Source organism: Sulfurospirillum multivorans DSM 12446, from assembly GCF_000568815.1.
Lineage (GTDB): Bacteria > Campylobacterota > Campylobacteria > Campylobacterales > Sulfurospirillaceae > Sulfurospirillum > Sulfurospirillum multivorans.
Genome location: NZ_CP007201.1, coordinates 1,998,707 through 2,011,012 on the forward strand (window position 1 = coordinate 1,998,707; position 12,306 = coordinate 2,011,012).

The following is a 12,306-nucleotide window of genomic DNA, read 5'->3' on the forward strand; positions in this document are numbered from 1 at the left end:
ACATGTAAAGCCTCTTTACAAAATGTTTCGATACTCCCACTGCAACCGTTCACAATCCCACGTTAATTCATTGATACATGAAAAAGGCTGGACGATGCTAAACATATCGTTGATCTCAATGCCAAAGAGGTGTGAGAGGATCATGCGATTGACCCCTGCGTGCGCAACGATGAGTATGGTACCTTCTTCACTCTGTACGATTTTGGCAAACGCCTGCCTCACACGCTGTGCCATCATATGAAAACTCTCGCCATTGGGTGGGGTAAAGTACTCTAAATTTTCACCTCGTTGCGCGTACAGTTTGGGGTAGAGTGACTGAATATGCGCCATTGGGACATTTTCCCAATCCCCCATATCGATCTCGGACAATGCCTCAACAACCTGATACGTCTTAGAGATCATCTCTGTTGTTTGCACACAACGATGGAGGGGACTGGTAAAAATGGCATCAAAGTGGATCGCCTTAAAATAATCACTCAACGCTTGCGCTTGTTCTACTCCTAACGCATCCAGTGGCACATCAGTACGTCCCAAATACCGCTTTTCACCCCCATTATCAACGCTCCCATGACGAAGCAGATAGACTTTTTCAACCATAAGGAAACACCTTACATGTAAGCTTTTCGATCTTGGCAATAATCATGCGTGTGGCGTTTAAACGTTGGGTGATGTTGCGTTGTGCTTCGAGGTTTCCTTCGCATTTTTGAAATGCCCGAGTAAAACGCTTTTCAAAACCGCACACCTCATCTTCATCCACCAATTTATCGGCTAAGAAGAGCAGTTCGTTGGCAGTTAAAGGCACATTCTCATCGATTTCAATATCCATATGTGTTGCAACAATCTCACCGATGGCACCATAGCCCATCGAGCGAAGCTTTTGCGCACCCACCAACGCATGATTTTTCTCTTTACGAGCGATGTCGTGCACCCATGCCGCCGCACTTAAAGCATTTTTGTCGATTCCAATCCCAAAACAGACGATCTGTTCATGCAGATTGGATGCCATTTTTTCCACCGCTTCGCAATGCTTGATAATGTGGGGTGGCACCTCGTTTTGAAGCATCATTGCCAAACACTCTTCTTTATTAGGAGCACCCAGCGCTTCGTAGCGCAGGAGATTTTCATAATCTTCCTTCGTATCCATATCCATTAAAACCGACTGCTCGCAGACGTTTACATGTAAAGCATCCGCATGAAACGCTTCAAGCACTTTTTTCAGCCCACCTTCGCCGTTACTAGCAAGAATCTGCGCTTTATACTTCATATCAATCAGCGGTGGATGCCCTTTATGCCCCAAAAAGGTCGGGTAAATCACGCCCTTTCGTGTGCTTGCATACGCCTCATACAACCGCTCAAGGCTTTGAGTTTTGATGAGGGGAATATCCACAGGCTGCATGTAAAACGCATGGATCATTTCATCCATCGCACGAAGCCCTTTTTGAATCGAGCTAAACATCCCTTTATCGTACTCCTCATTGTAAACGATCGTGACATTTTCCTCTTTTAAAACCTCTCTGATCTCGTCTTGGCGATGCCCAACCACCACGTAAATATGTTCTAGCCCATGCGCTTGGTAGGTTTGAATGAGTCGTTTTAAAGCGCTCGTTTCTCCAAAAGGCAACAGCGGTTTAAAGTCGTGCATACGCGAAGAGTACCCTGCGGCGATGATAAGAACAGCCATATCGCTTTTTGTCATTGTCTAACTTCTTTTGACTTGGGTTAATTCGGCAACGATGCTAATGGCGATCTCCTCAGGTGTTTGCGCATTGATAGAGACACCGATAGGACAATGCACAACGTCTAACTCTTTTTGCGCAAAACCCTCTTTCAACAGCTCCGCATACACATAATTGCGTTTGGTTTTACTCCCAATCATCCCAATGTATTTGGCGCGCATACGAAGGGCTTGCTCAAGCACAACTTTATCAACGCCTCTGGTCACGATGGCAATGTAACTGTTGGGAGGAATACCTACCTCTTGGAGTAATCCCTCATACGTCGAAGAGACCACATGAATTTCATCGGCGGAGGGAAATCGCTCTTTATTGGCAAACGCTTCTCTATCATCAATGACAACCGTGTAAAAACCAAGCGATTTAGAGAGTAAGGCGATTTGCTGAGAGACATGCCCAGCCCCCACGATGTAGAGCCGATCCATCGCGTAAAAAGGCTCGATCATGTACCGATTTTTTCCTACATGTAAATGAAACTTAACATGGTAAAAATTCTCCCGAAGCTCACGTACGATGCCTTGTACCTCTTTGTCCTCTTCGCCAAATAGCTCCGTTTCAGTGCATATCCATTTATGCTTGCCACTCATACGCCTGTTCGTCTGCGAAATATTCGTAATCATGATAAAATCCGTACCCACGGTTTTAAGCTCTTTGGCTTTATGGTAGATGTTGAGTTGCGAAATATCGAGCGCATCGATGTGCTCTAAAAGCACGCTAACTTCGCCACCACACACCATACCAGCAGCTCTTGCATCATCATCGGTCAGTTCAATATCTTCGATGGAACTCTGTTTGGTTTTAAACACCTCTGGGGCTAACTGCATCGCCATGGCTTCAAGTGTACCGCCACCGATCGTTCCTTCAATGGAGGTATCTTTGCGAATCACCATCTTCGTGCCCGCTTCTCTAGGGGCTGAACCGCTTTTGTGTAATATGGTTGCTGTAACGATTTCATGTTGTTCATTTAAACTATCTACAATGTGTTCTACAATGGTTTTCATACCGTTGCTCCTTGTCTGTTATCGTGTAATTTTCGTTTGATCATGCTATGGATTACTTTGGGGGAACGATCATCTTCTTGGGCGTCAATCCGAAGCGTAAACTCAAAAGAAAAATGCTCTCTGATACGCCGAATAATCTCCTCTTTAAGCGCCACGGAGCGCTCTTTGTTGGCAAGCATCAGCTTTACATGTAAAGTGTCATTTTCCTCCACACGCAGCGTATAATCTAAAATAGAATCAAACTGTAAAAGAATCTCATCTAACGCGCGTAAATGAATCTCATGCCCCTGAATACAGACGCTGTTTTCCATGCGCCCCAACACTTTTTCCATTCGGCGCAAAAAGGTACCGCACCCACAAGGCTTCGTTAAAAATCGCGCCCTATCGCCCGTTTTATAACGAATCAGCGGCATCGCTTGACGATTCAGCGTGGTAAAAACCACTTCACCGTACTCTCCGTCTTGCACAGGCTTGCCTGAAATCGGATCGATAATCTCAAAATAGAGATCGTTCTCCCGTAAATGATACCCATCCAAACACGCGCACTCAACGCCTCCACCATAGCCCATCTCTGTCATACCGTAATGGTTAAAAACTTTACATGTACCCTTAAAACTCAGTGCTTCGACCAATGCGTCAGGTACATAGTCGGTGCTTAAAAGCACTTTTGTGATATGGCGGTAAAAAAGTTCTGGCTTAACACGACTGAGGTAAAGCACTTGCATTGGTATGCCTACAATGCAGGTAATGTGATTTTTCTCAATACACTGCGCCGTTTTTTTAACATCGCTAAGAACACCATGCACGATGCACGAAATGCCGCTTTTTGCCAACGCTTTGTGAAGCAAATCCCCGATGCTTCCATAAGCAGGGCCTGGAAGTAAAACCATCACCGTATCGCTTTGATCCACCAGACACTTCATCCCGTACTGAAAAAAGTCAATGGTCGCTTCCAAATCTTCGTGCGTAAAAAAGATGCGTTTCTCATCGCCCGTCGTACCAGAGGTATTTAAGGTCACAATACGCTCAATGCCAGAACTGGGAACACAAGCAAAATCAAGGCTGTTTTGTTTCATCTCCGCAGGTGTCGTAAACGCAATGCGCTCAAAATCTTTCAGCGACGTGATTGCACCGAGGTCAACCGCTTTGAGTCTTTCGTGGTAAAACCGACTCTTCTCTTTGGCATACGCTAAGGTCTGAATGATCTTTTCAAGCTGATACGCCCTCAAAGCGTCTTGACTTTTTGAAGCCAGTTGTGTTCGCTCAAGTATCCAGTTTTCCAATGGTGTTATGGTCATCATGCCCTCTTTGCGTCTCGATACAGAGACTTCCCATCCATGTTGGTGATGTTGTACATGCAAAACGGAATCAGTTTTCCTTCCACGGTAGAGACATGAATACAACAATCCCGAATACGCTCCAAATTGACATTCCACGCATCTTGAAATGCCATGCCTGAGAGGCTAAACGCATTGTTGGCGATGGCGCTTAAGATTTTGTCCCAGTCGGAAAGTTTCTCTTCGTGAATCTGCTTTTGATACGACCAGTTACGCGCTACAAAGGCTTTGGCTTTATTCGCCCCCTCTTCTGCTTTTTCACTTTCACTCGAACAACATGATCGTTTGGTCACAGGCTTTAAGCTGCCCTCTTCGATCAGATAATTACCATGAAACGAACAGAGCGCATTTTCGCAACCGGGGGGTTTCATACTCTGCATATCTACCATGTGATCGGTTTGCTCGCAAATCTGCTCCATCACTTCAGGTAATGTGATGCGATCATCATCTTTAGGAGCTTCAGGAATACGCCCAAAATAACTCACAGGCTGAAAATGCACCCCTCGGACGGTAGGCGTTTGGCTTATGCCAAAACGGACAATGTCACCAATACTCTGCACATTAACATTGGGAACGATGGTAGGAACCAGCACCACACCAATGCCGTATTTGCGGCAGTTTTCAATCGCTTGAGCCTTAATATCAAAGAGCGCACGACCGCGCAGTTTTTCATAAATCGCATCATCGATGCCATCAAATTGTAAAAAAATCGAGCTAAGCCCTGCCTCTTTTAAAGCTTTCACATACGCTTCATCTTTTCCCATACGAATACCATTCGTATTGACCTGAATAAACGGGAAACCAAGGTTAACACCGATGCGAATAATCTCTGCTAGATCATCCCTTACCGTTGGCTCACCGCCTGAGAGTTGGATATTGCACTTTCCTGAGGCTTTCAAAATGCTCTCAAACTGAAACCGCACCTGCTCCAAGGTTGGGTCGGTACTTTTCGCATCCAGCGCATCCGCAAAGCAAAAACGACAGTTAAGATTACACCGTGAAGTCACTTCAATCAGTGCGGTGCAGGTGCATTGTCTGTGCGCACTGCACAAGCCGCAATCAAACGGACACCCTTTGTCGATCTCGGTCATAGGGTTTTTAATGGTCGCTCTCTCTTTGGTGCGTATCCATTCACGCATCGGCGTTTTGCTTCGCCATAAAACCGTCTCAAACGATCCGTGTTCTAGGCAGGTTTTCAGCATCAGCGCATGATCGTTTTCTTCGACGATAAACGCCTCAAGTACGCGCAAGCAGACAGGACATAAACTCTCCGTGTGCATCAAAGATTCATGCGTCATCGCATTACGCTCTATTTCCGTAGTCGTAGCCATGCTCTAACAAAATCTCATAGACTTTGACATACGCTTTTTGAATAATTCCTGCGCAAATGGGTTTGAAACTTTGGTCACCACTGTGAAAATCTCGCACACCAATCAGCGTCGCACACTGTGTTGAGCCAAATTCCGTTTTGAACCATTCATGAAACGCCTGAACCATCGGTTCAAAATCTTCATGAGCACTCTCTTCATTTTTTGCTTTTGCCGCATACAATCCTAAAACGCCAATGCCGCCACTGAGAACACCACAGGTTTGTTGCGTATCGGCGATGCCACGGCAGAGTCCTTGTGCCGAGCGCACTAAGTCATCATTGCAAGCGCCTTCGTCTTCAAGGGCGAGTTTGTACATGATTTGCGCACAGCAAAATCCTGCTGATGAGAGTTTAAATAAACGTAGTGATACATCATCCATTGTTTGCTTCTCCTTTTTTAGCGATTAACATAAAATAACCCGGTTTGCACTGTTTAATGTTTTGATTAAAAGAGCAACTCGTGTGAGCTGCTTCGCCTTCGATGGTTTTACCCCAAAAGGCACCCATAGAGCCGTGTGAAAAGATGATTTTGACCATAAGCTCTTTCAGCAGTTGGCTGCAATCTTCTACAAGCATGATCTCAAAGCCAATCTTCTCCAACATCTCTTTTAAAGAGAGCAGATCGTGCATTCCACGCATACACGATGTCATGGAAAAATTATCCATCGAACTAAGTGCCTCAGGGATTTTTGCATACACATCGTTAATCACGAACCAACCGCCATTTTCGAGCACTCGGTAGACCTCTTTAAGGCTTACATGTAAATCATTCATCAAGGACAAAGTACACTCCGCCAAGACACACTCAAACTGATTATTATCAAACGGTAGCGCATCACCTGAGCCTTTCACAAAGGTCGCAAAAGGGTTTTTCGCTTTGGCGATGTCGAGCAATTTTGGGGAGGGATCAATGCCGACTAGCTTTATTCCATACATTTGGTAAAGATACGCAGCCGTCGCACCCATACCACACCCAAGATCAAGTATGCGCATCTGTTTATTTAAAGCGCAAAAATGAACAGCCTGTTCGGTCAGTTTAAATCCTCCCGGACGCAAGGTTTCACCGGTGGCTTCTTGCATGCAGCTGCTCTCATAGACATTCACGCTACTTGTCCTCCAAGCTTTTTTCGACTTCAAGAATTTTCCCTAAAGCCAAATCTTCACTGATAAAGACCATGTTACAGGTAGGGCATTTTAAAAGCTCGACTTCAAAATTTCCTTCCAAATAGCGCACTTTAACCTTTTGTGACACCAATGCTTTTTGGCATTTATCGCACATCCATGGGCTTGTTGTATCGATTTTAGTTTCCATCTTAGTCCTCCACCACTTCCATGCGATGGCTGTAGACATCTTTCACCGTGATGTCACTGCCGCTTTCTTCGTACTTCACCCAAAAGGTCACATTGTCAACTCTAAGGCGTGCAAGAAAATCCAAGGTTTCAGGATTGTAAAATCGCTCTTTACATGTAAGGGAGTGTTCCACCACTTTTTCAACATCACTGAGCAAAATAAATCGTTTTTCCATAAGGGCGGTGATTTCATCGGAAACATGCAGGGTAAAATCATAGGTCTTGCTCATATCGCTCTCCTCTTCGTTCCAAATCTCTTTAAGCAACTGCTGTTTGAGGTGTTTTCGATTGTTTTGGCGCTCGGAGAGTGTGGGCATTTTTTGAGGGGTATCGTGGTTAACTTCATTGCCATAAATGATGTCCAAAATGTGATACGCCCGTTTATTGCCTTTGACCAACATATCCTTGCACATCGCGCAATACACCAGCACATCGTGCTCGCTCTCATCAATGCGGTCTTTAACAAAATCCTCCGCCTGCTCAGGATTGGCGCAAGCAACCAAACCACCATAACCGCAACATTTCGCTTTTTCTTTGGCGTATTCAAGCTCTTGGATGGTATAACCTAACGTTTTCACAATGCTTCGTACACTTTCATGAATCGCCGAATTATGCCTCGTCGCGCACGCATCGTGAATGCAAAGCTCACGCTTACCTTTTTTAATATCCACCTCAGGCAAACCGAATGAGGCAAACACTTCCCATAACGAGATGGTTTTGATCATCGGCAGGTATTTCTCAAACGTCGAAGCACAGCTCGAACAGGCTAAAATGAAGGTCGGCTGACCCATCTCTTCCCATGTTGTGTGAATTTTTTCAACACTCTCAGGCATCAGATCAAGCCGTCCTGCCCAATCCGCAGGAGCGCCACAACAGCCTAAATAAAGCCCCACATCGTTATCGGCATCTTTCTCTTTGATGACGCCCACCAAATGTTTGTAAATAGCGCCAATATAATCGGTGTGTGTGGAGCTGAGCTGACAGCCTGGGTAAAAAAGATAACCCGTTTTTCCAGAGCCTTTGTACAAACCTCGTGCGTACTGAGAAAAAGCAATGACGGGGTAATAAAAGAGATTTTTGGATTGCTCTTTGCTCGGTTGTTTGCGCACTAAGGAAAAGTAATCGCTATGGCTAAACTGCATATCTTTAAGGGCAAAATCATGCGCTGAGATGGGCATTTTTTTACGCTCTACCATACTTTGTCTCGTAGCGTGAATAATATCTGCCATACCAATGCCAATAGGACACACCTCTTTGCACAAGCCACACTGTGTACAAGAGTTAATCATCAAATTGGCGCTTCTGTTTCCTAAAACGATACGTTCATTATGATTGATACTTCGGATATAACGATCAGGAGTGATGTTGAAGCGTTGCATATGCACACAGGCTTTAATACAGGCATCGCATTGGCATTTAAGACACCTGCTTGCTTCCTCTTGTGCTTCATTTTCAGAGTAAAGAGAGGCTCTTTTTACCACGGTCTGAGTCGGTTTTACCGTATCAATTTTATAGTCTAATTTCGTTTCAAAAACACCCTCTCTCTCCCTAGAAGCAAGCATGGAAGTTTTCGTAATGTGGCGATCTATCGAAACCGCTGCTCTTTTGCCTGAACTCGCCGAAAAAATAAGCGAATGGTTTTGTAGTTGAAGTTTTCCACCGATAAACAAGGAAGCATCATTGACTTGAAATGTTTCAGGATGGATAGCATACGCTTTGCTCCAAACCCCAGTCCCTAAATAAACAGCATCGTATGTTTCACTATAATTTTTCAGATTTTCTTCAGTCACTTCCGTGTTATAACAAACCGTAATCCCTTTTTTAGAAATAATGGAGAGCTCTTCTTCGATGATGGCGGTCTCTAACCCTTTACCTTCATAATCCCAAAGGCTTCCACCTAAACGGTCTGTTTTTTCATAAATGGTGACTTTGTAGCCTTTTTTATCCAGTTCAATCGCCGTCACACAGCCACTAAGTCCCCCGCCAATAATCGCAACGGTGCCTTTATTTTTAGGCAAAAGCAGTGGTTTTTTGGGAGTTGTGTAGCCTAAATCAATCACCGTTTTTTCCAGTTCGCTGATGCGAATACTTCCACCCACCTCTTTTCGTACACAGCGACTCTCACAAGGATGGTCGCAGATTTTCCCCATAAGTCTGCTAAAGGGTATTTTGGTTTCCATCACCTTATACGCTTTAGCAAAATCACCTTGTTCAATTTCGTGCGCAAAAGCAATCACATCCATATGAACGGGACACGATGCTACGCATACGGGAGGTTCTGAATGAATACAGTGATTGCTAATCTCTAATAATGCGTCTAAATCCATTCTTATTTCCTCAAAATATCGTGTTAAAAGCAAAAACAGGCGTGAGATACACACGTATCCCACGCTTTACATGTAAAGCGATTACGCCATCGCTGCTAAAACTTTCTCAGGGCGTGCTGGTAAGTGTGTCACTCTCGCACCACACGCATTGTAAATCGCATTGATAATCGCTGCATGAGGCGCAGCAAGAGGCATTTCACCCGCACCTGAAGCACCTAATAAGCTGTTTGGTCTTTGGTATTCTGTGTAGATAAGATCCAAAGAATCAGGAACATCTTTGATTTTAGGAATACCGCACCCTGTCAAGGTGGTATGTTTTTTAAGATCATCAAAGTCTTCAGTAAGCGCTAAACCAATGCCTTGCACCAAACCGCCGTACATTTGCCCATCAACAACGAGTTTATTGATGATCGTACCGACATCCGAAGCGAGTGTCATTTTTTCAACATTGGTTTTACCCGTTTTCGTATCGACCTCGACTTCCGCGATACAAACACCGTACATGTAAGCCGCAAATGGGTTACCTTGACCATCCGTTGGTGGTGTATCGGTGCATGGTGCTGTCCATTTACCCATGTATTTGAGCTCTCTTCCTTCGGCTACCATCTCATCATAGGTTCGGTATGTGCCATCTGTTTTTTTCATCGCTTCAAGCAAATTGCGGCATGCCACAACGGTTGCATTACCCGTAACCACATTGGAGCGACTTCCACCTGCTGGGCCACTGTTCGGTGTTTTGGTCATATCATTCAGTACCAAATCAATTTGCTCTGGCTTAAGATGCAGAGGTTTTAAGGTTTCATGTGCAAACGTAAGCGTGCCAATATCAGCACCTTGACCGTGATCTTCCCATGAATTGCCGACTGCGACACCGTTTTTGGTCAGCTCTGCCCACGCTTCGGAAGAGTCAGGGCCATCTAAGCCACACCCGTAGATATTGACCGAAACGCCCACACCGTATTTTTTATCTGCTGCTGCATTGGCATTCTTTTTCGCCGCTGTCTTTTTCGCTAATGTGTACACTGGTCGGCTTTTATCAAACAGCTCTTCTAAACAAAAAACATCGGGAGAACATCCTGTTGGGGTTGTATCGCCTGGTCTGTAAATATTTTTGAATCTAAACTCAAACGGATCCATGCCGACTTTTTCAGCCAACTCATCAATAAGCACTTCGGAAGGGAACATGATCTCAGGTGAACCATATCCGCGAAATGCTGAGCCCCAACCATGGTTCGTACAAACGGTTCGCCCATTACCACGAATGTTAGGGATCATATAGCCCGCTCCACCAAATTGGAAACCGCGTTGTGTTAACAAGTCACCAAATTCAGAATATGGTCCATGATCCACACTCCAATCAGACTCTAACGCTAAGATTTTGCCATTTTTGTCTGCTGCCATTTTCATCGTTGTCCAAAAAGGTGATCGTTTACCCGTATAGGTGATCTGTTGTTTCATATCAAACTCAAGGTACACAGGTCTTCCCGTAGCAAGGGTTGCAACCCCAAGTAAACCTTCCATCGTCGGGCTAAATTTATAACCAAACGTAGCTCCCGTATTGTTTTGAACGATGAAAACGTCTTCGGCTTTCATACCCACACCCTCTGCAATCATCAACGCATGAAAGTGAAGCGCAATACTCTTAGAGTGAACAATCAATTTTCCCTCATCATTAACATACGCAAAACCAACATCGGGCTCTAAGGGTAAGTGAGGTTGTCGTTGTGTATAAAAGCTATCTTCCACAACATAAGGTGCCTCTTTCATGATAGAGCTGGTTTCGGCTCCTTTGCTGATGTGGTTGGTAAAGTAAACATTCGGAGTACCTGGGTGAATCTCAATCGCATCATCTGCCATCGCGTCAGGTGCATTCATGTACGCAGGTAAGACTTCAAGTTCGACTTTGACTTTCTCGACACCCGCATGCGCCGCTTTTTCATTTTCAGCCAAAACAATTGCAATCGCATCGCCGTATTGAAAGATTTTTTTATCATTTAATATTGGTCGATCTAAGCCATCACCCTTATTGGTAGGAAACGCCAAACCATTGATGCGGTTGGTTCCCTTGACATCTTTATAGGTAAGAACGGCAACAACACCCGGAACTTTTTTGGCTTCTTCAGTATCAATCGATAAAATATTGGCATGAGAAACTTCGGCTTGAACGAGTTTGGCATGAAGGGTATTGGATGGTAGTTTTAGACCCAAATCGGCACCAAAATCCCATGTTCCCATGACTTTTGCCAGTGCGGAAGGACGGATAAACTCTGAACCCACCAACGAAGCACCCTCTGGAAGCTCTTTCCAAATATCTTTGATCGTGATTTCACCGCGCATTAATTTAGCAGCGTCCATCACCGCGTCGACTAAAGGAATATAGCCTGTACAACGGCAGAGGTTTTTGTTTTTTTGGAACCAATCACGAACTTCTTCGCGTGTTGGGTTGGTGTTTTGATCTAAAAGACCTTTAGCTGAGACGATAAAACCAGGCGTACAATAACCGCATTGCGCCGCGCCATGCACCATCCATGAAACTTGAAGTGGGTGAAGTTTATCTTTTGTACCCACCCCTTCAATCGTGATGATCTCATCATTGTCTACAATTTTTTTCATTTTCAAAATACACGATCTCACGACCTTGCCATTGTAAATAACGGTACACGTACCGCATTCACCACTATTACAGCCTACTTTTGTGCCTGTGAGTCCTAGCTGTTTTCGCAGCACATCGGATAGTTTCTCTTCGGCGTCTGTCACCAAAGTGGTTTTAACGCCATTAATGATTAAAGTTCTTTTTAACATGTGTTTCCCTCTTAAAATAGTTGTCAGCACTTTCTTACATGTAAGAAATATGCAAAATGTGCACATTTTGATACATAAGCTTTTTGAAAATCTCACTTTAAATGCCTTCAATATGCTTCTTTTGCATATTCACCACCATGATTTATCAAAAAACTCACCCCTAAAACCCACCATGAAGCACGTCGATACGTTTTGTATTCATGTTCTATAGAATTTTTTGGCCTCCCATAACTTATGTGTTTTTATTAGATTTACTTTTTAACTATCTGTGAAGATTATATAGTAGGATTGTAGCATGAATATAGCAATGGCATTGATTGTAAAGTGTCGTATCAAAAAAAAATTTGGGAGGAGTAAATCGGTAATCTATTGACATGTAACGCTCTT

The 12,306-nt window shown here is 44.2% G+C and carries 10 protein-coding genes; all 10 read right to left on the bottom strand.

What is annotated here, in order from left to right:
* Nucleotides 1-15 precede the first annotated feature (15 nt).
* The 10 genes from SMUL_RS10430 to SMUL_RS10475 all read right to left on the bottom strand — a co-directional run bounded on the left by SMUL_RS10430 (nucleotide 16) and on the right by SMUL_RS10475 (nucleotide 11,919).
* Nucleotides 16-597, bottom strand: coding sequence for a histidine phosphatase family protein (locus SMUL_RS10430; RefSeq protein WP_025345199.1), 582 nt, complete (start codon nucleotides 595-597; stop codon nucleotides 16-18).
* The gene (locus SMUL_RS10435) at nucleotides 590-1,696 is read right to left on the bottom strand and encodes a DVU_1551 family NTP transferase (protein WP_025345200.1); all 1,107 of its coding nucleotides are present in this window, start codon (nucleotides 1,694-1,696) and stop codon (nucleotides 590-592) included. Before SMUL_RS10435 ends, SMUL_RS10430 begins: the two co-directional genes overlap by 8 nt.
* Nucleotides 1,697-1,699: 3 nt before the next feature.
* On the bottom strand, nucleotides 1,700-2,734 hold the full coding sequence (locus SMUL_RS10440) for an XdhC family aldehyde oxidoreductase maturation factor (protein ID WP_025345201.1): 1,035 nt from the start codon (nucleotides 2,732-2,734) through the stop codon (nucleotides 1,700-1,702).
* Complete coding sequence (locus SMUL_RS10445; RefSeq protein ID WP_223809692.1) at nucleotides 2,731-4,035, bottom strand: DVU_1553 family AMP-dependent CoA ligase; 1,305 nt, start codon at nucleotides 4,033-4,035, stop codon at nucleotides 2,731-2,733. The genes SMUL_RS10440 and SMUL_RS10445 overlap by 4 nt, the downstream gene beginning before the upstream one ends.
* Complete coding sequence (gene trsS / locus SMUL_RS10450) at nucleotides 4,032-5,369, bottom strand: radical SAM (seleno)protein TrsS (protein ID WP_025345203.1); 1,338 nt, start codon at nucleotides 5,367-5,369, stop codon at nucleotides 4,032-4,034. Before trsS ends, SMUL_RS10445 begins: the two co-directional genes overlap by 4 nt.
* A gap of 4 nt (nucleotides 5,370-5,373) precedes the next feature.
* Nucleotides 5,374-5,820: a DVU_1555 family C-GCAxxG-C-C protein gene (locus tag SMUL_RS10455; RefSeq protein ID WP_025345204.1), complete on the bottom strand. Its 447-nt coding sequence runs from the start codon at nucleotides 5,818-5,820 to the stop codon at nucleotides 5,374-5,376.
* Complete coding sequence (gene trsM, locus SMUL_RS10460) at nucleotides 5,813-6,544, bottom strand: DVU_1556 family methyltransferase (protein ID WP_025345205.1); 732 nt, start codon at nucleotides 6,542-6,544, stop codon at nucleotides 5,813-5,815. The genes SMUL_RS10455 and trsM overlap by 8 nt, the downstream gene beginning before the upstream one ends.
* A 1-nt stretch (nucleotide 6,545) precedes the next feature.
* Nucleotides 6,546-6,752 (bottom strand): DVU_1557 family redox protein, encoded by a 207-nt coding sequence (locus SMUL_RS10465; protein WP_025345206.1) that lies wholly within the window; start codon nucleotides 6,750-6,752, stop codon nucleotides 6,546-6,548.
* Between the two features lies 1 nt (nucleotide 6,753).
* Nucleotides 6,754-9,117, bottom strand: a complete 2,364-nt coding sequence (locus tag SMUL_RS10470) for a pyridine nucleotide-disulfide oxidoreductase/dicluster-binding protein (protein WP_025345207.1) — start codon at nucleotides 9,115-9,117, stop codon at nucleotides 6,754-6,756.
* A gap of 81 nt (nucleotides 9,118-9,198) precedes the next feature.
* Nucleotides 9,199-11,919, bottom strand: a complete 2,721-nt coding sequence (locus SMUL_RS10475) for a molybdopterin-dependent aldehyde oxidoreductase (protein WP_025345208.1) — start codon at nucleotides 11,917-11,919, stop codon at nucleotides 9,199-9,201.
* Nucleotides 11,920-12,306 lie beyond the last annotated feature (387 nt).

Coding starts and splice junctions, on each gene's coding strand:
- SMUL_RS10430 (WP_025345199.1), bottom strand. CDS start 597: ATGGTTGAAAAAGTCTATCTGCTTCGTCATGGGAGCGTTGATAATGGG.
- SMUL_RS10435 (WP_025345200.1), bottom strand. CDS start 1,696: ATGACAAAAAGCGATATGGCTGTTCTTATCATCGCCGCAGGGTACTCT.
- SMUL_RS10440 (WP_025345201.1), bottom strand. CDS start 2,734: ATGAAAACCATTGTAGAACACATTGTAGATAGTTTAAATGAACAACAT.
- SMUL_RS10445 (WP_223809692.1), bottom strand. CDS start 4,035: ATGATGACCATAACACCATTGGAAAACTGGATACTTGAGCGAACACAA.
- trsS (WP_025345203.1), bottom strand. CDS start 5,369: ATGACGCATGAATCTTTGATGCACACGGAGAGTTTATGTCCTGTCTGC.
- SMUL_RS10455 (WP_025345204.1), bottom strand. CDS start 5,820: ATGGATGATGTATCACTACGTTTATTTAAACTCTCATCAGCAGGATTT.
- SMUL_RS10465 (WP_025345206.1), bottom strand. CDS start 6,752: ATGGAAACTAAAATCGATACAACAAGCCCATGGATGTGCGATAAATGC.
- SMUL_RS10470 (WP_025345207.1), bottom strand. CDS start 9,117: ATGGATTTAGACGCATTATTAGAGATTAGCAATCACTGTATTCATTCA.
- SMUL_RS10475 (WP_025345208.1), bottom strand. CDS start 11,919: ATGTTAAAAAGAACTTTAATCATTAATGGCGTTAAAACCACTTTGGTG.